23 protein-coding genes are annotated in these 23,837 nt (G+C 62.4%); 12 read left to right on the forward strand and 11 right to left on the reverse strand.

The features are described 5' to 3' along the window. Nucleotides 1-90: 90 nt before the first annotated feature. Complete coding sequence (locus tag DM813_RS08885; protein ID WP_128323051.1) at nucleotides 91-1,005, forward strand: histone deacetylase family protein; 915 nt, start codon at nucleotides 91-93, stop codon at nucleotides 1,003-1,005. Nucleotides 1,006-1,153: 148 nt separating this feature from the next. Further along, entirely contained in the window at nucleotides 1,154-2,401 is a 1,248-nt protein-coding gene (locus DM813_RS08890; RefSeq protein ID WP_128323052.1) for a TIGR03862 family flavoprotein, read from the forward strand. 12 nt (nucleotides 2,402-2,413) lie between these two features. Here the strand turns inward: DM813_RS08890 and DM813_RS08895 are convergent, their stop codons facing one another. Together DM813_RS08895 and yedA are read right to left on the reverse strand one after the other, a co-directional pair. Next, a complete protein-coding gene (locus DM813_RS08895) occupies nucleotides 2,414-3,745 on the reverse strand; it encodes a DEAD/DEAH box helicase (protein WP_128323053.1) in 1,332 nt (443 codons plus the stop codon). A 75-nt stretch (nucleotides 3,746-3,820) separates the two neighbouring features. After that, nucleotides 3,821-4,753: a drug/metabolite exporter YedA gene (gene yedA, locus DM813_RS08900; RefSeq protein ID WP_128323054.1), complete on the reverse strand. Its 933-nt coding sequence runs from the start codon at nucleotides 4,751-4,753 to the stop codon at nucleotides 3,821-3,823. Nucleotides 4,754-4,905: 152 nt separating this feature from the next. On the opposite strand from yedA, the gene DM813_RS08905 reads away from it, so the two are divergent. After that, the gene (locus tag DM813_RS08905) at nucleotides 4,906-5,364 is read left to right on the forward strand and encodes an Lrp/AsnC family transcriptional regulator (protein ID WP_128323055.1); all 459 of its coding nucleotides are present in this window, start codon (nucleotides 4,906-4,908) and stop codon (nucleotides 5,362-5,364) included. Here DM813_RS08905 and DM813_RS08910 read toward each other — a convergent pair. The 3 genes from DM813_RS08910 to DM813_RS08920 all read right to left on the reverse strand — a co-directional run bounded on the left by DM813_RS08910 (nucleotide 5,361) and on the right by DM813_RS08920 (nucleotide 7,305). After that, nucleotides 5,361-5,963: a 3'-5' exonuclease gene (locus DM813_RS08910; protein ID WP_128323056.1), complete on the reverse strand. Its 603-nt coding sequence runs from the start codon at nucleotides 5,961-5,963 to the stop codon at nucleotides 5,361-5,363. The genes DM813_RS08905 and DM813_RS08910 overlap by 4 nt on opposite strands. A 20-nt stretch (nucleotides 5,964-5,983) precedes the next feature. Next, entirely contained in the window at nucleotides 5,984-6,463 is a 480-nt protein-coding gene (locus tag DM813_RS08915) for an NYN domain-containing protein (protein ID WP_045182683.1), read from the reverse strand. Between the two features lie 101 nt (nucleotides 6,464-6,564). Then, entirely contained in the window at nucleotides 6,565-7,305 is a 741-nt protein-coding gene (locus tag DM813_RS08920) for a DUF2076 domain-containing protein (RefSeq protein WP_128323057.1), read from the reverse strand. A 152-nt stretch (nucleotides 7,306-7,457) separates the two neighbouring features. On the opposite strand from DM813_RS08920, the gene DM813_RS08925 reads away from it, so the two are divergent. Then, nucleotides 7,458-8,126, forward strand: coding sequence for a hypothetical protein (locus tag DM813_RS08925; protein ID WP_128323058.1), 669 nt, complete (start codon nucleotides 7,458-7,460; stop codon nucleotides 8,124-8,126). Nucleotides 8,127-8,261: 135 nt separating this feature from the next. Next, nucleotides 8,262-8,792: a hypothetical protein gene (locus DM813_RS08930; RefSeq protein WP_128323059.1), complete on the forward strand. Its 531-nt coding sequence runs from the start codon at nucleotides 8,262-8,264 to the stop codon at nucleotides 8,790-8,792. Nucleotides 8,793-8,804: 12 nt separating this feature from the next. Here the strand turns inward: DM813_RS08930 and hrpB are convergent, their stop codons facing one another. Then, on the reverse strand, nucleotides 8,805-11,330 hold the full coding sequence (hrpB, locus tag DM813_RS08935) for an ATP-dependent helicase HrpB (protein WP_128323060.1): 2,526 nt from the start codon (nucleotides 11,328-11,330) through the stop codon (nucleotides 8,805-8,807). A gap of 117 nt (nucleotides 11,331-11,447) precedes the next feature. Between hrpB and DM813_RS08940 the strand changes: the two genes are divergently transcribed. Both DM813_RS08940 and DM813_RS08945 read left to right on the forward strand, forming a co-directional pair. Continuing rightward, complete coding sequence (locus DM813_RS08940; RefSeq protein ID WP_128323061.1) at nucleotides 11,448-11,867, forward strand: polyribonucleotide nucleotidyltransferase; 420 nt, start codon at nucleotides 11,448-11,450, stop codon at nucleotides 11,865-11,867. 25 nt (nucleotides 11,868-11,892) lie between these two features. Further along, nucleotides 11,893-12,765 (forward strand): cation diffusion facilitator family transporter, encoded by an 873-nt coding sequence (locus tag DM813_RS08945; protein WP_128323062.1) that lies wholly within the window; start codon nucleotides 11,893-11,895, stop codon nucleotides 12,763-12,765. A gap of 19 nt (nucleotides 12,766-12,784) precedes the next feature. Here DM813_RS08945 and DM813_RS08950 read toward each other — a convergent pair whose 3' ends face one another. Next, complete coding sequence (locus DM813_RS08950; protein WP_128323063.1) at nucleotides 12,785-13,615, reverse strand: DUF6515 family protein; 831 nt, start codon at nucleotides 13,613-13,615, stop codon at nucleotides 12,785-12,787. A 442-nt stretch (nucleotides 13,616-14,057) separates the two neighbouring features. Between DM813_RS08950 and DM813_RS08955 the strand changes: the two genes are divergently transcribed. Together DM813_RS08955 and DM813_RS08960 are read left to right on the forward strand one after the other, a co-directional pair. Further along, nucleotides 14,058-14,534 (forward strand): Lrp/AsnC family transcriptional regulator, encoded by a 477-nt coding sequence (locus DM813_RS08955; RefSeq protein WP_128323064.1) that lies wholly within the window; start codon nucleotides 14,058-14,060, stop codon nucleotides 14,532-14,534. Nucleotides 14,535-14,589: 55 nt separating this feature from the next. After that, a complete protein-coding gene (locus DM813_RS08960; RefSeq protein ID WP_128323065.1) occupies nucleotides 14,590-14,793 on the forward strand; it encodes a DUF2788 domain-containing protein in 204 nt (67 codons plus the stop codon). On the opposite strand, the gene DM813_RS08965 is transcribed toward DM813_RS08960, so the two are convergent. The 4 genes from DM813_RS08965 to DM813_RS08980 all read right to left on the reverse strand — a co-directional run bounded on the left by DM813_RS08965 (nucleotide 14,790) and on the right by DM813_RS08980 (nucleotide 20,676). After that, nucleotides 14,790-15,419 carry a pseudouridine synthase gene (locus tag DM813_RS08965; RefSeq protein ID WP_128323066.1) on the reverse strand — a complete coding sequence of 210 codons (630 nt, stop codon included), beginning with the start codon at nucleotides 15,417-15,419 and terminating at the stop codon, nucleotides 14,790-14,792. The two genes, DM813_RS08960 and DM813_RS08965, sit on opposite strands and share 4 nt — an antisense overlap. Nucleotides 15,420-15,425: 6 nt before the next feature. After that, nucleotides 15,426-16,919, reverse strand: coding sequence for an AMP nucleosidase (gene amn, locus DM813_RS08970; protein WP_128323067.1), 1,494 nt, complete (start codon nucleotides 16,917-16,919; stop codon nucleotides 15,426-15,428). A gap of 44 nt (nucleotides 16,920-16,963) precedes the next feature. Further along, a complete protein-coding gene (locus DM813_RS08975; RefSeq protein WP_128323068.1) occupies nucleotides 16,964-18,616 on the reverse strand; it encodes an acyl-CoA dehydrogenase family protein in 1,653 nt (550 codons plus the stop codon). A 77-nt stretch (nucleotides 18,617-18,693) separates the two neighbouring features. Beyond that, complete coding sequence (locus tag DM813_RS08980; protein WP_128323069.1) at nucleotides 18,694-20,676, reverse strand: sensor histidine kinase; 1,983 nt, start codon at nucleotides 20,674-20,676, stop codon at nucleotides 18,694-18,696. Between the two features lie 265 nt (nucleotides 20,677-20,941). Between DM813_RS08980 and DM813_RS08985 the strand changes: the two genes are divergently transcribed. The 3 genes from DM813_RS08985 to hemL are packed head-to-tail and all read left to right on the forward strand — an operon-like array spanning nucleotide 20,942 to nucleotide 23,683. Then, nucleotides 20,942-21,739, forward strand: a complete 798-nt coding sequence (locus DM813_RS08985; protein ID WP_128323070.1) for a hydroxymethylpyrimidine/phosphomethylpyrimidine kinase — start codon at nucleotides 20,942-20,944, stop codon at nucleotides 21,737-21,739. A 15-nt stretch (nucleotides 21,740-21,754) separates the two neighbouring features. After that, nucleotides 21,755-22,381 (forward strand): thiamine phosphate synthase, encoded by a 627-nt coding sequence (gene thiE / locus DM813_RS08990; protein ID WP_128323071.1) that lies wholly within the window; start codon nucleotides 21,755-21,757, stop codon nucleotides 22,379-22,381. A 15-nt stretch (nucleotides 22,382-22,396) separates the two neighbouring features. Then, nucleotides 22,397-23,683, forward strand: a complete 1,287-nt coding sequence (hemL, locus tag DM813_RS08995) for a glutamate-1-semialdehyde 2,1-aminomutase (protein ID WP_128323072.1) — start codon at nucleotides 22,397-22,399, stop codon at nucleotides 23,681-23,683. Nucleotides 23,684-23,837: the final 154 nt, after the last annotated feature.

The following is a 23,837-nucleotide window of genomic DNA, read 5'->3' on the forward strand; positions in this document are numbered from 1 at the left end:
CTGTAAAGAGATACTCCGGTCAGCTTACAAGGTAGCGCAACGGCGACGGCAACTGGCAAGATCAACGCTTGCCCAGTTCAAGTACCCGCCATGCCCCTGCCGCTGATCTACCACGACGACTACAGCCCGGACTTTCCCGCCGACCATCGCTTTCCAATGGACAAGTTCCGGCTGCTGCGCGATCACCTGATCGACACTGGCCTGACCACCGACCAGGCCTTGATCCGCCCGCAGATCTGCCCCAACGACATCCTGGCCCTGGCCCATGACCGTGACTACATCGAACGCTACATGCACGGTGAACTGTCACGCGAGGACCAACGCCGCCTTGGCTTGCCCTGGAGCGAGGCATTGGCGCGCCGCACAGTCCGGGCGGTTGGCGGTTCATTACTGGCGGCGGAGCTTGCCCTGGAACACGGCATTGCCTGCCACCTGGCCGGCGGTACCCACCACGCCCACTACGATCACCCGGCCGGCTTCTGCATCTTCAATGACCTCGCGGTGATCAGCCATTACCTGCTGGCCGCCGGCCGGGTGCACCGCGTGCTGATCTTCGACTGCGACGTGCACCAGGGCGATGGCACCGCGCGGATTCTGCACGACACACCAGATGCGATCACCGTGTCCCTGCACTGCGAACAGAACTTCCCCGCGCGCAAGGCGCAAAGCGACTGGGACATCCCTTTGCCGCGGGGCATGGGCGACCAGGCCTACTTGAAGGTGGTTGAGGACGCCCTGAACTATTTGCTGCCGCTGTACCGGCCGGATCTGGTGCTCTATGACGCCGGTGTCGACGTGCACAAGGACGATGCCCTCGGCTACCTGCAGTTGACCGATGCCGGTGTGGCGGCGCGTGATGAACTGGTGCTGCGCCAGTGCCTGGGCCGGGATATCCCGGTGGTGGGCGTTATTGGTGGCGGCTACAGCAAGGACCGCGAGGCCCTGGCGCGCCGTCACGGCATCCTTCACCACAGTGCCAGTCGGGTACTGGGTTACTCACAATGACTGTGGAGCTGCCTGTGGATAACCTCTGCGAAAGCCCACCAAGCCCTTTGTTTACCTGGGCTTGATGGCACTGTTCGTTTTTTGATCAGTGTTTCCCGAGACCCGGCTGGGGTAGAATGCGGCTCTTTTTTCCAGCTTGCAGCCCGCCATGACCGACACCGCCAGTGCCAACCGCCCCCACGTCGCCATTATCGGAGGTGGGCCAGCCGGGCTGATGGCCGCTGAAGTACTCAGTCAGGCCGGCATTGCGGTGAGCCTGTACGACGCCATGCCCTCGGTGGGGCGCAAGTTCCTGCTGGCCGGCGTCGGCGGCATGAACATCACCCACTCCGAACCGTACCCGGCCTTCATCAGCCGTTATGCCGAGCGCAGCGGTGAAATCGCCAGTCTGCTTGAAGGCTTCGATGCCGATGCCTTGCGCCAGTGGATTCACGGTCTGGGCATCGAGACATTCGTAGGCAGTTCTGGCCGGGTTTTCCCACGCGACATGAAAGCCGCCCCGCTGCTACGTGCCTGGCTCAAGCGTTTGCGTGATGCCGGGGTAGTTATCCACACCCGGCACCGATGGCTGGGCTGGAATGCCGACGGCAGCCTACGAGTGGCTTATCCACAGGGTGAGCTTTCGCTCACACCTGCAGCGACATTGCTGGCGCTGGGCGGCGGTAGCTGGGCGCGACTGGGCTCGGATGCGGCCTGGTTGCCGTGGCTTGTGGATAAAGGCGTGCAGACCGCGCCGCTGCAGGCAGCCAACAGCGGATTTGAAGTGCAGGCCTGGAGCGCCCTGCTCAAGGACAAGTTCGCCGGTGCCCCGCTGAAAAACATCGCCCTGAGCCTGGCCGGGCAACCTCCCCGCCTGGGTGAGTGCATTGTTACCACCCAAGGCCTGGAAGGCAGCCTGGTCTACGCCTGGTCGGCGCAGATCCGCGAAACGATCAACCGCGCCGGTAGTGCCACGGTGTTGCTCGACCTGCTGCCCAATCGTACGGTGGAAAACATCGAGGCGGCCCTGAGTAAACCCCGAGGTTCACGCTCGATGGCCAAGCACCTGCACAGCCAGTTGGGCCTGGATGGCATCAAAGCCGCGCTGCTGCGCGAACTGACCGATGCGTCGACCTTCGCCGCCCCCGCGCAGCTGGCCCGGGCGATCAAGACCCTGCCGATCGAACTGGTGCGCCCTCGCCCGCTGGATGAGGCGATCAGCAGCGCTGGTGGGGTGATGTTCGAAGCGATGGACCAGCGGTTGATGCTCAAGGCACTGCCTGGCGTGTTTTGCGCAGGCGAGATGCTTGATTGGGAAGCCCCGACCGGGGGATATCTGCTGACGGCGTGCTTTGCCAGTGGGCGCAAGGCGGGGCTTGGGATGCTGGACTGGTTGAGTTCCTACAGGGCCGCATAGCGGCCCCAAACCTCAAGGCTTGCGCTTGCGCGGGCCGGTATTGAAGGTCGGCACTTTGCGCACAGGCTTCGCCGCCGGTGCAGCCGCAGGTGCCTCACCGCCATCCATCCAGCGCCCCAGGCTGCGCTTGCTGCTGCTTTCCTTGGGCTTTTTCGGTTTCTTCGGCTTCTTCAGCACCTGACCACTGGCATCGGTCATCGGCACCTTGTGATCAGGAATGAAGTCCGGCTCTTCGTGACGCGGCAGGGTCTTGCGGGTCAACATCTCGATCGCTGACAGCAGTTGCACTTCATCGGCGCACACCAGTGAAATCGCCTCGCCGGTGTTGCCTTTGCGGCCCGTGCGACCGATACGGTGGATATAATCTTCAGCCACGATGGGCAGGTCAAAGTTCACCACCAGCGGCAAATCATCGATATCCAGGCCTCGCGCCGCAACGTCGGTCGCCACGAGGATCTGGATCTCGCGTGCCTTGAAACTGTCCAGTGCACGCTGGCGGGTGGCCTGGGGTTTGTCACCATGGATACCGTCGGCGTTAACACCCTGGCCACGCAAACGCTCGACCAGTTGATCGACACCGTTGCGCGTCTTGGCAAACACCAGCACCTGCTTCCAGCGTTGTTTGCGCAACAGGTGGCTGAACAGCTCCGGCTTGCGCTTCTTGTCCACCGGCACAATCCACTGCTTGACCGTGCTGGCAGTCACGTTGCGCGGGCTGACTTCGATACTCAACGGGTCATTCAGAGTCTGTGCAGCCAACTGGCGAATTTCGTCAGAGAAGGTTGCCGAGAACAGCAAGGTTTGCCGGCGTGCCGGCAAGGCGGCATACACAGCCCGCAATTCTTCGGCAAAGCCCAGGTCAAGCATGCGGTCGGCTTCATCAAGCACCAGGGCCTGGAGCTGGTTGAACTTCACCGCGTTCTGGCGGAACAGGTCGAGCAAGCGGCCCGGGGTGGCCACCAGCAGGTCGATGCCCTTGCGCAGCTTCATCATCTGCGGGTTGATACTGACCCCGCCGTATACCGCATAGGTGCTCAGCGGGAGATGCTCGGCGTATTCACGGATATTGTTGTGCACCTGCTCGGCCAGCTCGCGCGTAGGCACCAGCACCAGAGCTCGCACCGAGTTGCTGGCGACCTTGGCACCTTCCAGGGTCAGGCGCTGCAACAGCGGCAAGGCGAAGCCTGCAGTCTTGCCGGTACCGGTCTGGGCTGCCGCCATCAGGTCGCGCCCGGCCAGCACCGCCGGAATGGCCTGGGCCTGGACCGGCGTCGGGGTGTTGTAGTCCAGGCGCTCAAGCGCGCGCAGCAAAGGTTCAATCAGGCCAAGTTTGGCGAATGTCATGGCAATACCGTCAGGGGAATTCAGCAATGGCGGCAGTTTACCTTGTTCCGCCGGCGCCTTCCTGACAAACCGCAGTCACTTGCACAGCTCGCCGTCGGTCGGTACCGGTGCCTTGGCGGCTTGCGCCGCGGGTTTGCGCCACTGCGGCAGACCGATCAGCACCACGGCGCCAATGATCACCGCCATCGCCACGCACTCCTCGAAGCCGATCTGCTCGCCCGCAAAAAGGATCCCCAGCAACACCGCCACGGCCGGGTTGACATAGGCATAGCTGGTGGCGGCTGCCGGACGCACGTGCTTGAGCAGGTACATGTAGGCGCTGAACGCCAGGATCGAACCGAAGAACACCAGGTAGGCCAACGCCCCCCATCCGGCAGCGGTGGGCATCTGCGTCATGCGCTCGCCACTCAGAGCACTGCCCAACAACAGCGCACCGCCACCGACCAGCATCTCGGCCGCGCTGGCCATCGGTCCCTGGGGCAATGGCAGGCTTTTGCTCCAGACCGAACCGAACGCCCACGAGGCCGCTGCGAACAGAATCAGCGCCGCCCCCATCGGACTGGCCTGCAGGTTCGAGCCGAGGTTGAGCATGGCAATGCCGATCAGCCCGAGGAGGATCCCGGCCCATTCCAGACGGGTGTTACGTTGGCCCCAGAACAAACCGAACAACAGGGTGAACAGCGGAACGGTAGCCACTGCCAATGCCGCCACGCCAGAGGCGACACCGGCATGCTCGGCCAGGGTCACGCCACCATTGCCACAGCTGAGCAACAGCACGCCGATCGCGCCGGCGGCACGCCATTGCGGCCAGGTCGGTGCCGGCACCCCACGCCAGCGCAAGAAGCCGTAAAGCAAGGTACCGGCGATCACGAAGCGCACGCCCGCCATCAGTAGCGGTGGCCAGGATTCGACACCAATACGGATCACCAGGTACGTCGAGCCCCACACCAGGTACAACGCGAGGAAGGCGCCGATCAAAACCAACGGGAAGCGACGAGGGGCAGGCATGAGGGACTCGAAATCGGGTAGTTGGAGAGGTAGTTTAAAAAGGTGTGCACCTGAACATAAGTTACAAAACGTGTTTAAAAGAACCGTACACTTTTGAAACAACGGTTCTTCCACCCATAAACCTTCGATTCAGCAATCGCCTCGGGAAGCCCATGGACAAATACGATCGGATGCTGCTCAGCGCCTTGCTGGAAAATGGTCGCGCCTCGTTCGCAGAGCTTGCGCGCAAGGTCAATCTGTCGGCACCGGCGGTTGCCGAACGCGTCGCCAAGCTTGAGGCCTGCGGCGTGATCACCGGCTATCAGGCCAAGGTCGATCTGGAGAAAGTCGGCTTGCCGATCCAGTGCGTAATAGAACTGCGCCTGGCCAGCCACGGTAATCAGCAAACCTACGAAGCGCTCACCCAGATCCCGCAACTCACCGAGTGCCACCGGGTGACTGGCGATCCGTGCGTGATCATGCAAGCGGCGGTGGGCTCGATGCCCGAACTTGAAGAGCTGATCAACCGTATCGCCCAGTTCGGCTTCAGCAAAACCTCGATCATCCTCTCCAGCGCAGTGCAACGACGCTTGCCGCTGGGCCACCTTGAGCACAACGGCAAGAAGGCCTAGCGGTAGGCGTTGAGCGCCTCGCCAATCTTGGCTGCCGGCACTTTCTGCAGGCTGCAGAACAACTGGTGGGACACGCCATTGATACCCTGCTCACGCAGGCGTCCAGCCATATGCTGGGCCAGGTTGGCAGCCATCTCGGCATCGGCCATTGCCCGGTGCGCTGTGCCGGTATCCGGCAGGCCGGCCCAACGGGTCAGGGTTCCTAGCTTGTGGTTGGGCGCGGCGGGGAGCAAGCGCCGGGCCAACAGCATCGAACAGGCGAAACGCTGGCTGCGGCTACGGCCGATCTGCGCCAGTTCGTAATCCCAGAACTTCTGGTCGAACGAGGCGTTGTGCGCCAGCATCGGTGTATCACCAACGAACTCGGCCACCTCATTCATGACCTGTGCAATCGGCGGGGCGCTGCGCAGCATGGCGGTGGTGATACCGGTCAGCGAAGCGACAAAGGCCGGTACCGGCAAGCCGGCATTCATCAGGCTCTGGTAGCGCTCGACAATACGCCCCCGTTCAAGCATGACAACCGCCACTTCCGTGGCCCGGCAGCCGGCACCTGGTGAAATGCCGGTGGTTTCGAAGTCGATGACAGCAATACGTTCCAAAAACTGAACCTCAGTAAAAACTAGTGCCGCAGCAGCAAGCCGCCTTCAATCGGCACATAGCGGCTGGCCGCACGAATCAGGGAATTGGCCGTCAGGCCCGGAACGCCATAGGCAACCGCTTCGATACCGTGGCGGCTGATGACCCGCTCCAGGAGCAAGTCAAAATCACCGTCACCGGAAGCCAGCACCACTTCGTCGACCCTGGCCGCCGCGTCGATCACGTCCAGGGTAATACCGACGTCCCAGTCGCCCTTGGCCGAACCGTCGCTGCGCTGGATATAGGGTTTGAGTTTGACCGTGAAGCCGAGGTTGCGCAGGATCTGCTGAAACTGCTGCTGTTTACTGTCACCCCGGTCGATGGCATAGGCCACCGCCTCGACGATCTGCCCATGCTGGCTGATGTCGGCCCACAGCGCGGCATAATTGAAATGACAGCCATAGGCCTGGCGCACGGTGTAATAGAGGTTCTGCACATCGGCGAATACCGCGATCTTCTTCACCGTTCATCCTCATGGCGCCACGGCGCGGTTGGCGGCCGCCGCACACCGGGGCCGTTTCGGCGCCCAGTATGCCAGCCTGAAGGCGGTGCGGGTATGCGCGGTCAGATGAAGCTGTCATCACCGTCGAAAAAACCACCGTCATCGTTGCCGTAGTCGGTGTTCATGAAACCGCCCTGATCATTGTCATAGCCACTGTTGTCGGCGGTCAGGCGTTGCTCGTCGTTACTGCCCCAGCCACCGTTGTCGCTGGCCGGTGCCGTTTCTTCCTTGATAACTTCGACCACCTCTTCAGGTTGCGATTGATGGTTGAACAGGCTGCTGATGCCCTGCGCCAGCATCACCCCGCCAGCGACACCCGCAGCCGTCTGCAAAGCACCACCGAGGAAACTGCTGGCACCGCTGCGCGCTGGCGCTGGTGCGGGGGCTGCGTTGAAGCCTTGCTGCGGAGTAATACCAGGCTGATTGAACCCACGCGACGGCTCACGCCAGCCGCCACCGGTCGACGCGCTGGCAGGCGCTTGCGTTTGTGGCTGAGGATCACGGGTACCGCTGCCGAAAATGCTCGATAGAAAACCACCACTGTTGCTTGGCGTTGTTGCAGCCACTTGCGCCCGGGCTTGTTTCAACTCGGCCTGCAGTTGCTTGTTCTGCTCGTCCAGGCGCTTGAGCGCTGCTTCCTGGACCAGGATCGCCTGCGCCATGTAATACGGGGCGGCGGGCTGTTGTTGCAGGTGCTCGGCAATCCGTGCCTGGGCCGACGCGTCACGGGGGACGGCCGGATCTTCAGCTTGCCTGAGCCGGCTAAACAGGCCGTCGATCAGGGTTTGTTCTTCACTGTTCATGGCAACCTCATACAAAAGCCGGGGGATTCGGGTTTACTGAAAATGGGGTGTCTGGGCCGCGGATTCAACACAAGGCGCGATGAAACTTTCTTCAGCTTAGGGGCTGGCTGGGCTAAAGTTACGCCCTGCTTTTTCCATTACGATATCGACCGATGAATCCGCTCAGTGTTTTGCGTGACTCCCTGTATTTCTTCCGACGCCACCTGCTGAGCATTCTCCAGCTGTGCTTGCCGCTGGTGGTACTCGAAGCGCTGTTCACCCAGTTGCTCTATCAGCAATTGGGCAAGGACGCCTCCCAGGGCTACGGCATGTTGGCCAGCCTGCTGTTTTACCCGTTGTACAGCGCCGCCCTGATTCTCTACCTCGACACCCGCAGCAACGGTTATACCCCGCTCAAACGCAATCTGCTGGCCATGGCATTGCGCCTGTGGCCATCGTTTGCCCTGATGGTGATGCTCAGTTCGCTGCTGATCATGGCCGGTGCGGCCCTGTTCATCATTCCGGGGATCTGGGTCATGGTCCACCTGGTGTTTGCCGAGTATCTGCTGGTGCTGCGTGGCCTGCCACCGATTGCGGCGATGCGTGAAAGCTTCCAGATGACCTCCGGCAACTTCTGGAAAATCTTCACCTGCATACTCGGCGTACTCGCGCCTTTGTGGTTGATCGACGGCCTGAGCCAGATGCTGGTGCCTGAGCCCTCGCCGCTGGTGCAACTGGCCATCGACAGCGGTAACAGCTTCCTGCAGCTGTTCAGCACGGTGGTGATGTTCCGCCTGTACATGCTGGTCAGCGAAGCGGCGGTGGAGCCACCAGCGCCGTAACCAATGCAGCGTTTCAAATCAACTGCCCGGCCCGCGTCGGGCAGGGCCTGCCCTTCCCTGGAAACCCTGCAAGCTGCCTTGATTTCTGCCCCTCGGTGAAAGTGGCAACTCACCACCGAAACGCAGGAGTTTCCATTGACTACCTTCACGAACGACAACAACTGGGCGGAGCGCGCCGAAGTATTTCTCGGCACACTCCATATCGTTGATTCGACGGCTGACCTCGAAAGCCCCCTGGGTGAAAACGCCCGCTCAGTCCATCTAAGCGAATTCAAGGACCGCGACGGACAGGTGATCGGAGGGCAGAGTGACTGGCTGGTTGCCGGGCATGAGCAACCTGCCACGGTACTGCGTTTTCTCTTCCACTCAAGAACATCGGACCGACTGCACTTCATGATCAGCGGCAGCGGCGCCGACCATGAGAAGAAACTCGGCATCAGTCGCAATGGTTACCTTGGACTCTACGCTTACGCCAGCGTTAGAGACTATTTCAAGCTTGAGCCTCTGCATTGGGGTGACGACGCCGTAATCTGCCGCTGGCGCGATCATCAGGGCCATGTGGTCCGGACCCACCACGATCCTGCGGTGAGCAACCCTCGCTTCTCCTACCTGAGGGTTGGCGAGGGTGAAGAAGTCACGTTCCGAATCGAACGGATCAACATCTGATCTACCTGACGGCTACTTGCGCGGCTTGGCCCGCGCGGTAGCCTCGGCCACCAGCGGGTCATCCGGCCAGTAATGCTTCGGGTAACGCCCCTTGAGGTCCTTCTTCACCTCGGCATAAGTGCTTCGCCAGAAGTTCGCCAGGTCCTGAGTCACCTGCACCGGGCGCCGCGCCGGTGACAACAGATGCAACAACACCAGCTGGCGTCCCTGGGCGATACGCGGGGTATCGGCAAGGCCGAACAGCTCCTGCATGCGCACGGCCAGCACCGGTGGCCGCTCACTGTAGTCCAGGCGAATGTTCGACCCCGAGGGCACACTCACATGCACCGGCGCCCACTCATCCAGGCGCTGGGGCAGCGGCCAGGGCAACAGGTTGCGCAGGATCGACGACAGGTCGAGCTGCGCAAAATGGCTCAGACGGGTCACCTTGCCCAGATAGGGTTGCAGCCAACCCTCCAGGCTTGCCATCAAGGCACTGTCACTCAGGTCTGGCCATTCACTGGCAGCCCCCGCCTCCAGATCAATCTGCCGCAACAGCGCCACTCGCGCCTGCCACTGGCGCAGCTCCGGGGTCCAGTTGAGCAGTTCGAGCCCTTTGCGCCGGACCAGCCCCAACAGCGCACGCCCCCGGGCATCTTCGTCCAGCCCGGTCAACGGCTCACGGCTGAGCACCAGCTCGCCGACCTTGCGTTGGCGCTCGGCGCGCAACACGTTTTCACGTTCGTCCCAATCGAGGAGGTCGACGTTGCGCACCTGTTCGGCCAGTACCCCGTCAAACAACGCCGGATCAAACTCGGCAGCCAGGTAGATGCGCTCTTCGCGCTGCCCCTGACGGCTACCGAGGTCGGCCACCACCAGCCACGGACATTTCATCAGCGCATCGGGCTCGCCAAACAGCGCCGCACGCCCATTGGCCAGGCGGTACTCAGCACCGCCGGCACGCCGTTGCTGGGCAACCCGGTCGGGGTAAGCCAGCGCCAGCAATGCGCCCAGCCAGCGATCATGCTCAGGGTCGGCAACCGCCGTGCGCGCTTTGCCACGCATATAGCCGCGATACTGCCGCGCCAGCTGCCGGGCGCGCTGCACCCCACCCTGCCCGCCTTTGCTTGCACGGGTTTCACCACTGAGCAAAGCCAGGCGGCTATGCACGTCAGCACCTGCACCGCGCAGGATGTCGCGCTCCCCCAACAGCGCAGCGACGTCACAGGCCATGTCGGCCAGGCCCAGGTCCTGGCCACGCAACAGCAGATGGGCGATGCGCGGGTGTGCCGGCAATTCGGCCATGGCTTGGCCGTGGTCACTCAAGGCGTCCTGACTGTCGGTCTTGAAGGCACCCAGGCGTTGCAGCAGATCCAGCGCCTGCGCATACGCCGCGCCAGGGGGCTGGTCGAGCCAGCGCAATTGTTCCGGGGTAACCCCCCAGCGCGCCAGCTGCAACGCCAGGCCAGCGAGATCGGCCTGAAGAATTTCGGCGCTACTGTAAGCGGCCAGCTGTTCGTGCTGAGCTTCCGACCACAGCCGGTAGCACACCCCGGGTTCGAGACGGCCAGCACGGCCAGCGCGCTGTGTGGCACTGGCGCGGGAAATGCGCTGGGTGTCGAGGCGGGTCATACCGCTGCCCGGGTCAAAGCGCGGCACCCGCGCAAGGCCGGCGTCGACCACCACCCGTACGCCATCGATAGTCAGGCTAGTCTCGGCGATATTGGTTGCCAGCACCACTTTGCGTTGGCCGGGGGGGGCGGCGTCGATGGCAGCACGCTGGGCGTTGAGATCCAGCTCACCATGCAAGGGGCACAGCAACAGCTCCGGCCGCTCGCCCAGGGCGTCCTGCAACGCCTGATGCACGCGACGGATTTCAGCCTGCCCCGGGAGAAACACCAGCAGGCTGCCCGGCTCATCGGCAATGGCCTGCAGCACCGTATCGACAACCCGTGGCTCGATGAACTCGCCGGGCTGAAAGGGGCGCCCCCAGCGCATATCGACCGGGTACATGCGCCCTTCGCTGCTGATCACCGGGGCATCATCCAGCAGGCTCGACAGGCGCTCGCCCTCCAGCGTCGCCGACATCAGCAGGATTTTCAGCGGTGGCTCATCACGCAGAAGTTCACGACCATTAAGACTCAACGCCAGGGCCAGGTCGGCATCCAGGCTGCGCTCGTGAAACTCGTCAAAAATCAGCAAGCCCACACCTTCAAGCGCCGGATCAGCTTGCAAGCGGCGAGTGAGGATACCTTCAGTCACGACTTCAATCCGGGTCGTGGGGCCTACCTTGCTGTCCAGGCGAATGCGGTAACCGACCGTTTGCCCCACCTGTTCGCCCAACTCGCTGGCCAGTCGCTCGGCGGCGGCACGGGCTGCCAGCCGACGGGGTTCCAGCATGAGAATGGTCTGCCCGGCCAGCCACGGCTCGTTGAGCAGGGCCAGCGGCACCCGTGTGGTTTTACCGGCGCCGGGTGGTGCTTCCAACACAGCTTCATGGCGCAGGCACAAGGCTTCACGCAAGGCGGGAACGACAGCATCAATCGGTAACGAAATCATGAGAGCCCTCAAACAATACGCCGAGTATAACGGCGAACCGGCCTGCTCTATCATGGTCTTAGCTGTAGATAACGGCTCTTTGCCTGTATCGTTATGGCCTTCATTGCGGAGATATCCATGCGTATTCCTTCTCGTCTCATCGGCGGCGTTGTGGTCGCCACCCTGCTGACTCAACTCTCGGCCTGCGGGACGCTGTTCTACCCTGAGCGACGCGGTCAGATTGAAGGCAAGGTCGACCCGGTGATCGTTGCCCTCGACGCCATCGGTATCCTGTTCTACGTGATCCCCGGCCTGATCGCCTTTGGTGTCGATTTCGCCACCGGCGCCATCTACCTGCCGTCAAGTCAGACTGCGCATGTGGCGCCGGAAAAGCTCCGCGAGGCAATCAGCGCCGATGGCAAGGTCGACAACAGCAAGCTGCAGGCCATTCTCGAAAGCGAACTCGGCCAGCGCCTGCCGCTGAACGACCCGCGATTGATCCAGCACACAGGCAGTGTCGAGCAGTTGGCGATGTACGGCCTGAAGCCTGCCGCCTGAAACCACTCGGGAAGCGCCTGGCAGAATGACCCCGTCTACTGAACATCAACGCCTGCTACGCCTGGCCACCCGCGCCTCGCTGGCGGTGGCCAGCATTCTGGTCCTGACCAAGGCGGTGGCCTGGTGGCTCAGCGGTTCGGTGAGCCTGCTGGCCGGGTTGACCGACTCGGTGCTCGACGGGGTCGCGTCGTTTCTCAACCTGCTGGCGGTGCATTACGCCTTACGCCCGGCCGATGACGATCACCGTTACGGTCACGGCAAGGCCGAGGCCATGGCCGGCATGGCGCAGGCGCTGTTCATCGGTGCCAGTGCCGTGCTGATCAGTGTGCAGGCGATAGAACGCCTGCGCGATCCACAGCCACTGGGCGATACCGCCATCGGCATTGCCGTGATGCTGTTGTCGCTGGCGCTGACTGTGGCGTTGCTGGTGCTCCAGGCCAAAGTCATTCGTATCACCGGTTCCACGGCGGTACGCGCTGACTCACTGCACTACCGATCCGACCTGCTGCTCAACGGCAGCATCCTCGTCGCCTTGATCCTGGCGCGTCTGGGCTGGCCACAACTGGATGCGTTCTTCGGCCTTGGCATCGCGCTGTACATCCTCTGGAGCGCCCTGCAGATCGCCCGGGAAAGTACGTCGATCCTGATGGACCAGGAACTGCCCGGCGATATCAGCGAGCAGATGCTCAAGCTGGCCTGCAGCGTCCCTGGCGTGCGCGGTGCTCATGACTTGCGCACACGCGTTTCCGGTAGCCACTGGTTTGTCCAGCTGCACCTGGAACTGCCCGGCGACCTGCCGCTGACCGCAGCACATGCGCTGTGCGATCAAGCGGCGGCCGCCATTCATGCCAAGTACCCGCGTGCTGAAGTGCTGGTGCATGCCGATCCAGTGAGCTGAACCGGCGCGGCATCGTCTATCAGTTAACGCTGTAGCCCCGCCCGCTTAAGCAAGCCCGCAGCGCTTGGCGGTAGCCTTCAGTTACTTGCAAAGCAGGCGCATAGGTGGCTTTTGCCGGATCGAATCCGCTTTGCTGCACCGCCCAACGGTGGCACTCATAGCGATCCCGGTCGGCCTGCTCCGGGCTTTGGCCGGACACCGGATTGGCCACCACGTCGTAGTCATTTTCCATTGGCTGGGGCACCGCACTGGCGATCGGCGGATTGACCACCACGTATTCGTTGCTGTCTTGCAGGTACTGGTAATAGGTACCGGCAACCAGGAAGAACAGCGAATCGGCGACCCATACTTCGCGGGCATAGTCCGGCAGGTAAGCCACCCGCATGCCGTAATGCGGCGCTACCACTACGTAACGCGGCCCTTGCGGACGGTACCAGTAGCCACCGGAATAAAAGTATTCGTCACCACGGTATGGCACCCGCCAGTACTGATCGGGAAACTGGTCAATCACCTGGCCTGGCTGATAGCGCGGCCCGCTTCCCCAGCCATTGCCATGCCCGTCTGGCCGCCCCGGCCAGTTATCGCCCTGCGGCCGTTGCTCTGGGCCACCCGCCTGGTAATAGCGGTTGCCATTGTTGTGCCGGGGAATGTCCTGGTAGTAGCCGGTACGCGGTGGCTGGGTCTGGCGGACCTCGTCCGGACGTGACTGCAACGGCGATGTACCCTGCACCTCTGCCCCTTGACCGCCATGCCCGTCATGGGGGCCCCCTTGTCCTTCGGCCAATGCCTGCAGGTTGATGCTGATGCACAACAAACCAACACCGGCCAGACACCAGATGCGCGACTTCATGTTGTTCCTCTCGGACCGTTGAGATGGGCCTGTGGATAAGACTGGAAAACCCGCAGCGGGTTCTACCAACAATCTATCAGGCTGCCAGAGCCGGGGTATCAGCGCCGAGATGAAAAAATGCAGGCATTAAAAAAGGGAGACCCTGAGGCCTCCCTTTGAGAATTTTGTCCGTGCTCGACGCTTGTGACGCCGGCTCACCTCACGCTGTCTTGTGAACAGTGTGTAGCCCGGGGGCCGAGCACAACCCTGTCGGGTTGCTGGCCGCAGCTGCCCCGATAAGGCCAGCTGCACTGGACTGATGTCCGGGCAGTGATTCTGGGTATAAGAATACGACTGCAACGGCAGCAGCGGATTGCGAAGATTGCTCATACAAATAGCACTTGCGCAATTTTTACCCAAGGATTGATAATTCACAGCAATTGAAACAGAAAAGGCCTGTGCCATGAGCAAACTGGACCGTTACGACCTGAGCATTCTTGCCGAATTGCAGCGCGATGCGCGCATCTCCAACCAGGAGCTGGCCGAACGCATCGGCCTGTCACCCTCGCCGTGCTCGCGCCGGGTCAAGCAGCTTGAAGACGACGGCTACATTGCCCGCCAGGTGGCCCTGCTCGATCGCAAGAAGCTCGGCCTGAGCCTGACCGCCTATGTACTGATCGGCATGGACCGGCATACCCCGGAACGCTTCGAGACCTTCGAGGCCGCCATCCGCAACCTGCCCCAAGTACTGGAGTGCAGCCTGGTCACCGGGATGGACGCCGACTACCAGCTGAAAGTCGTGGTACCCGACATGGACCATTATCAGAAGCTACTGCTCGGGCACCTGACCCGCATCGAAGGGGTGACAAGCGTGCGTTCAAGCTTCGTGCTCAACCAGGTGCTGGCCAGCACTGAACTACCGTTGACGCACCTGCGTTAGTCAGACCGGCAGACGGGGCGTATAATTGCGCGCCTCAACCTGCCGGAGAGAATCGATGGATCCTGCGTTGTTCGAAGAGTGGATGATGATCATCCTGGTCACCGTCCTGATTGGTTTCATGGGTTTTATCGTCTGGGACCTGGCGAAAAAATCCAAGGCCGGCAAGTTCGGCACCTTCATCCTGTTTTTCGTGCTGGGCCTGGGCGTGCTCGCGTTCATCATCAAGAGCGTGGTCGTGGGCTACATCGAAGGCGTTTAGCGTCTGGCCGGTACTTCCCGCCATTGCCCCTGATCCAGCCCTTCCAGCGTCCAGTCGCCGATCCGCACCCTGACCAGGCGCAGGGTCGGCAGGCCGACCGCGGCGGTCATGCGCCGCACCTGACGGTTACGTCCTTCCTTGATCACCAGTTCCAGCCAGCTGGTCGGCACGCTCTTGCGAAAGCGTACCGGCGGATTGCGTGGCCATAGTTGCGGCTCTTCCAGAGCCCGGGCCTGGGCCGGCAAGGTTGGCCCGTCGTTGAGCTGGACGCCATCGCGCAATTGCTGCAGCTGTGCTTCGGTCGGCTCACCCTCCACCTGCACCCAATAGGTTTTCGCCAGCTTGTGCTTGGGGTCGGCGATCCGCGCCTGCAGCTGGCCATCGTTGGTCAGCAGAAGCAGACCTTCGCTGTCGCGGTCCAGGCGTCCGGCCGGGTACACGCCGGGAATATCAATAAAGTCCTTGAGGGTCGCGCGCCCTTCACCGTCGCTGAACTGGGTCAGCACGTCGAACGGCTTGTTGAACAGGATCAACCGCGGCTCGGCCGGCGGCGCCTTGGCCTGGCGACGCGGACCGGCGGGTTTGGCCGCGCCAGGGCGCGGCTTGGAGCGTGGGGGTAACGGCATGGGGCCTCAGCGGAACGGCGGCTCGTCGAAACTGCGCAGTTTACGCGAGTGAAGCGAATGCAGCTCGGTACGCAGCAAATCCAGTGCGGCAATACCGATTTTCAGGTGCTGGCTGACCGCCCGGTTGTAGAACGCATTGGCCGCGCCCGGCAACTTGATCTCGCTGTGCAGCGGTTTGTCCGATACGCACAGCAAGGTGCCGTAAGGCACACGCAGGCGATAGCCCTGGGCGGCGATAGTGCCGCTTTCCATATCAACCGCCACGGCCCGTGACAGATTGATCAGCGGACGCTCCTGGGCCCAGCGCAACTCCCAGTTGCGGTCGTCATAGGTCAGCACGGTGCCGGTGCGCAGACGCTTTTTCAGCTCGTCGCCGCGCTCACCCGTCACCTGTGCTGCCGCCTCCTGCAGGGCCAGTTGCACCTCGGCCAAGGCTGGAATCGGAATATGCGGCGGTACCACGCGATCAAGGATGCCATCACGGCGCATATACGCGTGAGCCAGTACGTAGTCACCGATGGTTTGCGACTGACGCAAACCACCGCAGTGACCGATCATCAGCCAGCAATGCGGACGCAGCACCGCCAGGTGATCGGTGATGTTCTTGGCGTTGGACGGGCCGACACCGATGTTGACCAACGTAATGCCATCACCGTCGGCGGCGATCAGGTGGTACGCCGGCATCTGGTAACGGTGCCAGACCACACCGGCTACCAGGGCCTGGGCCTCACCGTTGTCCATGCTCTTTTCGATAATCACGTTGCCAGGCAGAACCATCCGCACGAAGCGCGGGTCATCGCGCAACTGCTCCAGGCCATGGGTGACGAACTGGTCGACATAACGGTGGTAGTTGGTCAGCAAAATCCACGGCTGCACATGGCGCCAGTCGCTACCGGTGTAATGCACAAGGCGGCGCAAGGAAAAGTCCACCCGCGCCGCATCAAACAGCGCCAACGGCAATGGATCGACGTTGGCCCAATCGTACAGGCCGTCGGCGATGCCATCGGTGGCGGCCGAGAGATCGGTGCTGGGGAATACCCGCGCCAGCGCGGCCGCGGTGATGCCACTACCGGCCAGCTCGTCGCCCTGCTCGACCACGTAGGGGTAAGGAATGTTCTGCTGACTGACGCCCACTTCGACGGTGACGGTGAAGTCGCGCATCAACGGCTTGAGTTGCTCCAGCAGGTAACCGCGAAAAGCCGCGGGCTGGGTCACAGTGACACTGTAGGTGCCTGGCAGCTGGACCTTGGCGTAGGCACGGGTGATGGCCGGTACTTCGCCATGGTATTCGTAGGTCAGGCGCAGTTCCGGGTAGCGGAACAAGGCCCGCTCTTCGGCATTCGGCTCGGTGCGGTCCTTGAGGTAGCGTTTGAGCGCCTGGCTCAGGGCCGCGGTGGATTTCTCGTGCAGGGCCGCCAAACGATCGACGGCCTGCTCGGCGGTTTCTACGACAACGAAGGCTTCATCAGTACGGCTCACAATGTACTTCCTGTCTGGCATGCATACGCTCATCTTGCCTACATATTCAGGCAAAGGCACGCCTATTAGAGCGGCCAGTTTGGCGTCGCACGTGCCACCAGTTCGCCAACATTCACCCCGCGCGGCAACACCCCGTAAACCCGGCCGCTGCCGCTCAGGCGACTGCCGATAAAGGCATCGCTGATCGTCGCGTTGCCAGCTTCGAGCAACAGCTTGGCCTGCAGGGCCAAGGCGATGTCTTCGGTCAACTGGCGGGCGCGGTACTGGATATCACCGGTGTCGGCAAAGGCAGCCTTGAGGTTGCCGATATGCACTGCCAGGCGTGGGTCACCGTGGCCGTCGCCGAGCTCGTCGAACAACACATCCAGCACACCGGACTCCTTGGACAGGGCGCGCAGCACATCCAGGCACTGAACATTGCCCGAACCCTCCCAGGTCGAGTTGACCGGCGCCTCGCGGTACAAGCGCGGCAGGATGCTGTCTTCGACATACCCGGCACCGCCCATGCATTCGGCGGACTCGTTGATCATGGCCGGGGCGCGCTTGCAGATCCAGTACTTGCCCACCGCCGTCACCAGGCGGGCGAACTTCGCCTGCTGCTGATCATCTGGCTGATCCAGGGCGCGTCCCATGCGTAGACTGAGGGCCAGTGCCGCTTCGCTTTCCAGGGCCAGGTCGGCAAGCACGTTCTGCATCAACGGTTGCTCGGCCAGCAAGCGTCCGCCGACCTGGCGGTGTGCGCAGTGGTGAGCAGCCTGGGTCAAGGCCTGGCGCATCAAGGCACTGGAGCCGACCATACAGTCAAAGCGGGTCATCGCCACCATTTCAATGATGGTGGGCACGCCGCGGCCTTCTTCGCCAATCATCCAGGCCAGGGCGCCACGGAACTCGACTTCGCTGGAGGCGTTGGAGCAGTTGCCCAGCTTGTTCTTCAAGCGCTGGATATAGAACTGGTTGCGCGTGTCGTCCGGGCGGTGCCGAGGCAGCAGAAAACAGCTCAAGCCCTTGTCGGTCTGGGCCAGGGTGAGGAAGGCGTCACACATTGGCGCCGAGCAGAACCATTTGTGCCCGACCAACTCGTACGCCTGCCCCGGCCCCGCTGCCCCAACCGCGTAGGCTCGGGTGGTGTTGGCCCGCACATCGGTGCCGCCCTGCTTCTCGGTCATGGCCATGCCCAGGGTCACTCCGACCTTGTGCCGGTCGCCGACATTGCGCGGGTCGTATTCGGTGGCCAGCACCTTGGGCAGCCAGTATTCGGCCAGCTCCGGTTGCAGCTTGAGCGCAGGTACCGCGGCAAAGGTCATGGTCAGCGGGCAGCCACTGCCGGCTTCCGCCTGGCTGTGCAGGTAGGTCATGGAAGCCCGGGCAACGTGTGCACCCTCGCGGGGCTCGACCCAGGGCAGCGACGGCAAGCCATGCTCGATGGCGGTGCGCATCAACTCGTGATAAGCCGGATGAAACTCCACCAGATCGATACGGTGACCGTAGCGGTCATGGCTGCTGAATTGCGGTTTGTTCTGGTTGGCCAGAAAGCCCGCCGCCATCAGCGGCCCACCGGCCAGTGCGCCATACGCATCAATCCGCTCCTCGGCCCAGCCTGCACCAAAGTACCGCGACCATTGCTGCAGCGGCAGGTCGATGCGGTAGAGGTTGGCGCCGTCCAGCGAGGGCGGCTGGTTGGTGACATCGTGGGTTTCAGCGTACTGGTGGAGGTTCATCGAGGGGCTTCCTGAGTCAGAACGTGAATTCAGTGAATCACGCCGCGCCCCCCGGTCAAAGTGACAAAAACGCCTAACTACCCGCGATTTAGCCCTTGCCTGGACAGGGCCTGCGGTTGACTCAGCGCCAGGCTCAAGCCCAGTTCAAAACGGCTGCCCTGCCCGGGATTCGACTCGTGCTGCAAACGTGCGCCGATCAGTTCGGCCAGCTGCCGGCAGATCGCCAGACCAATGCCCAGGCCACCGTACTGGCGACTCATCGAGCCATCGACCTGGAAGAACCGCTGGTACAGACCGGGTTCGGCCAGGCGGTCAAAGCCGATACCGCTGTCGCTGACACTGATGCTCAGGCCGAGTACGTCCGGCCCTTGCAGGCGACCACGCACCTGCAACATGACACCGCCCTGATGGGTGAACTTGATGCCGTTGTCGAGCAGGTAACCGAGGCACAAGGCCAGCTTGTGCCGGTCGCCAATGAGCATTTCAGGCAGGTCGGCAGGTGCGTCGAGGTTCAGGTACAGCCCTTTGCTCAGTGCAGCGGCCGCGTATTTGGCACGCAATTCCTGCAACAACCCGCGCAAGGCGAACGGCGCGTTCTGCGCACTGAGGCGACCGGCCTGCAACTCGGTGAGGATCAGAATGTCGTCGACCATGCCCATCATGTCCTGGGCGGCGGCACTGGCGGTGTGCTGATACTGGGCCAGTTCACGGTCCATGGACACCGTCTGCATCAGCTCCAGCGAACCGATCACACCATTCATCGGTGTGCGCAGTTCATGGGTCACGGTGGCCAGGAACTCATCTTTCAAACGGTTGCTGTTGGCCAGCTGCTGGTTGAGCATCTCCAGCGCCCGCCCGGTTTCGCGCAATGCCTGCGCCTGCTGGTTGCGCATGGTGTTGATGCGGTCAGCCAGCGCCAACGAGAGCAAACCGACTTCCAGTGCCGAGCCGATCTGGCTGGCGTACATCGTCAGGAAGACATTGGGCAGGTACCCCAGCACCATCAAGGTATTGACCAGACCGCCAAGCAAAAAGGCCGACCAGGCAATGATGAAATAACGCGCGACGCGCATACCGCGCCACCAGGCATACAGGCCGGCGGCAAAGATGCTCACGGTGAACAGCAACGCCAGGGCCGTGGCCAGGCGCAAGGCCAGCCCGTAGCTGCTGACCAGCGACAGCAACATGACCACGCCGCCACTGACCATCAATAGCTTGAGCAGGCCATCGAAGGCGCGACTGTGCTGAGCCATGCGCAGGAAGCTGCGCGCGAACTGGCAACCAAACAGCCCGGCGGCGCCGATGAACAGCGGTGTCGACGCGTTGGCCCACCAGGGATTGTCAGGCCAGAAATACGCCACGCCAGCACCGTTGACCGACACCTGGTACAGACCGAACGAGGCAATATAGAGAATGTAATAAAGGTAACTGGTGTCGCGGACGCTGAGGTAGATGAACAGGTTGTAGACCAGCATCCCCAACAGCACGCCGTAGATCAGGCCGAGCACGTAAAGTCGGGTCGGCTGCGCTTCCAGGTAGGCCTCGGTCGACCATAACGTCAGCGGTGCCTGCACCGAGCCCTGACTGTGCAGGCGCAGATAGGCCGTGGTGGTATGCCCGGGGACGAACGGCAATTCGAAGAGGTAGTTGTTCTGTTCAATCTGACGACTGGAGTACGGCAGTGCATCGCCGGTGCGTTGCGCCAGGTAAAAGCCGCCAGCACTATCGGGCAGGTAAAGTTCCAGATGATCAAGCGGCGGATAGGCCAGTTCCAGCAGCCAGCTTCGCGGCGTGGCCGACGGTTTGGCGGTGTAGCGCAAGTCGAGCCGGATCCAGAATACCGAGGTCGAATACCCGGCATTCAATACATCGGCCTGATGCGGGCGAAAATGCTCGCTGAACGAAGGGGCACTGACCTGTGCAATGCTGGCATTGCCATCACGGTCTTCAAACACATGCATCACCCGGCCCAAGGGCAGGCTGCGCGTTGAGTCGTCGAAATCGACCGCTGCGGCCAGCAGTGGTAACCAGCCCAGCACAACAATCAGCAAATAGCGCATACAGCCCCAGCATGGTCTGTACCGGTCGTGTCGCGCTAGCCTCCTGTCCGTTTGAGGCGACGCGATCCGGCAGTAACCGTTATCGGTATATTCGAGCACTCTAGCATAGCTTTTCAGGGTGGCAATAAGCCACTGAAAATTTAGAACCGAAGGCTCTAGTACGCTACTTTCAGAAGAAAACAAAATAATTTCCTGACCACTTGATCAAAAAAACCGGATTCAGGGGCAGACGCGACAAAAGCGTTTGATGGTAAGCTCGCGCACCATGAATACCTACAGCTCCCGCCCCGTTGTCCTCTGTCTCTCCGGCCACGACCCCAGTGGCGGCGCCGGCTTGCAGGCAGATATCGAAGCCCTGATCGCCCAAGGTTGTCACGCCGCCCCCGCGGTGACCGCCCTGACTGTTCAGGATACTGTCAATGTCAGCGACTTCCGCGTGCTTGACCGCGAGTGGGTACTGGCCCAGGCCAATGCCGTGCTTGCCGACTCGACGGTAGCCGCAGTCAAGCTGGGCATGCTCGGCTCGCTTGAAATGGTCGATACCGTCGTCGAACTGCTCAGCGCCCATCCGCACCTGCCGCTGGTCTGCGACCCGGTATTGCGCGCGGGCGGCGGTGGCCGCCTAGGCAAGGACGAAGTCGGCTACGCCATGCGCGAACGCCTGCTACCCCTGGCCACCATCGCCACTCCGAACCTGCCCGAAGCCCGCATCCTGGCCGAGCTGCCGGATGGCAGCGCCGACGAATGCGCCGAAAAACTCCTGCCTTTTGTCAGACACCTGCTGATCACCGGTGGTCACGGCGACGAGCACGAAATCCACAACCGCCTGTACAGCCGCGACGGCCAACGCCACACCTGGACTTGCCAGCGCCTGCCCGGCAGCTATCACGGCTCGGGCTGCACACTGGCCAGCGCCCTCGCCGGACGCCTGGCACTGGGTGAACAGCTGCACAGTGCAGTACGCTCAGCCCTGGACTACACCTGGCGCACCCTGCGCGACGCCGAACAACTGGGTAAAGGCCAATTCGTGCCACGTCGTCTACCCCTGGATTTCTGTTCCTGAGCCCGAGGCCCCTTGATGAAGCTACGCGGTCTGTATGCCATTACCGACAGTCAACTGTTGGCGGGCAGGTTTCTACCTTATGTCGAAGCCGCCCTTGACGGTGGCGTGACCTTGTTGCAATACCGTGACAAAAGCCAGGACGAGGCGCGCCGTCTGCGCGAAGCCGAGGCCCTTGCTGACCTGTGCAGCCGCTACAAGACCCGCCTGATCATCAACGACGACGCCGAGCTGGCCGCACGCCTGGGCGTCGGCGTACACCTGGGCCAGACCGATGGCCCGCTGACGCCGGCACGTACCCTGCTCGGGCGCGAAGCGATCGTTGGCTCGACCTGCCACGCCGACCTCGCGCTGGCCGAACAAGCTGCCCACGAAGGTGCCAGCTACGTCGCCTTCGGTCGCTTCTTCAATTCCGTGACAAAACCGGGCGCACCGACGGCGGATACCGCCTTGCTGGACCTCGCCCGCACCCGGCTCAAACTGCCGATCTGTGCGATCGGCGGCATCACCCTGGACAACGCCGCCCCGCTGGTCGCCCATGGCGCCGACCTGCTGGCGGTGATTCATGGCCTGTTCGGCGCCGACAGCACGCAAGAAGTGACCCGTCGTGCGCGCGCCTTCAACGCCCTGTATGCATCTGCCTGATTGAGAGAGCCCATCATGTCTCGTTCCGAAACCCTGTTTGCCAACGCCCAAAAACACATCCCCGGGGGTGTCAACTCGCCGGTACGGGCGTTCAAGAGCGTTGGCGGCACGCCCCTGTTTTTCAAACATGCCGAAGGTGCCTACGTCACCGACGAAGATGACAAGCGTTACGTCGACTATGTCGGTTCCTGGGGGCCGATGATTCTCGGCCACAGCCACCCGGATGTCCTCGATTCGGTGCGCAAGCAGCTGGAGCACGGCCTGTCCTATGGCGCGCCGACCGCGATGGAAACCGAGATGGCCGACCTGGTCTGCTCGATCGTGCCGTCAATGGAAATGGTGCGCATGGTCAGCTCCGGCACCGAAGCCACCATGAGCGCCATCCGCCTGGCCCGTGGCTACACTGGCCGCGACAGCATCATCAAGTTCGAAGGTTGCTACCACGGGCACTCCGACAGCTTGCTGGTCAAAGCCGGGTCCGGCCTGCTGACCCAGGGCGTACCGAGCTCCGCAGGCGTGCCGGCGGCATTTGCCAAACACACCCTGACCCTGCCGTTCAACGACATCGCCGCCGTCGAGAGCATGCTTGCCAAAGTTGGCCAGGACGTGGCGTGCATCATCGTTGAACCTGTTGCCGGCAACATGAACTGCGTGCCGCCGGCGCCGGGCTTCCTTGAAGGCCTGCGCACCCTGTGCGACAAGCACGGCGTGGTACTGATCTTCGACGAAGTGATGACCGGTTTCCGCGTAGCCCTGGGCGGCGCACAAGCGCACTACGGCGTCACCCCCGACCTGTCGACCTTCGGCAAGATCGTCGGCGGCGGCATGCCGGTGGGCTGCTTCGGCGGCAAGCGTGCCATCATGGAACAGATCGCGCCGCTGGGCCCGGTCTACCAGGCCGGCACCCTGTCGGGCAACCCGCTGGCCATGGCCGCCGGCCTGACCACCCTGAAGCTGATCAGCCGCCCGGGCTTCCATGACGAGCTCAGCGCCTACACCAGCCGCCTACTCGATGGCCTGCAGCAGCGCGCCGATGCTGCTGGCATTCCGTTCGTCACCACCCAGGCGGGTGGCATGTTCGGTCTGTACTTCAGCGGCGCCGACGACATCGTTACGTTCGACGATGTGATGGCCAGCGATGCCGATCGCTTCAAGCGTTTCTTCCACCTGATGCTTGAAGGCGGCGTGTACCTGGCGCCGAGCGCCTTCGAGGCCGGTTTCACCTCGATCGCCCACGGCGAAGCCGAGCTGAAGATCACCCTGGATGCCGCCGAGCGGGCGTTCGCCAAGCTCAAGGGCTGATACTGTCTGCAGGAGCGGATCATCGGTCCGCCGCCCTCCCGCGATGGACGACAACGTTGTCTCCACTTCCAATAAAGGGGGGCGCTTTGCGCCCCATCGCGGATGAATCCGCTCCTACAAGCAGAAAATCGAGTAAAGACTTTGTAAGGTAGGC

The organism is Pseudomonas alkylphenolica (genome assembly GCF_004025535.1).
Lineage (GTDB): Bacteria > Pseudomonadota > Gammaproteobacteria > Pseudomonadales > Pseudomonadaceae > Aquipseudomonas > Aquipseudomonas alkylphenolica_A.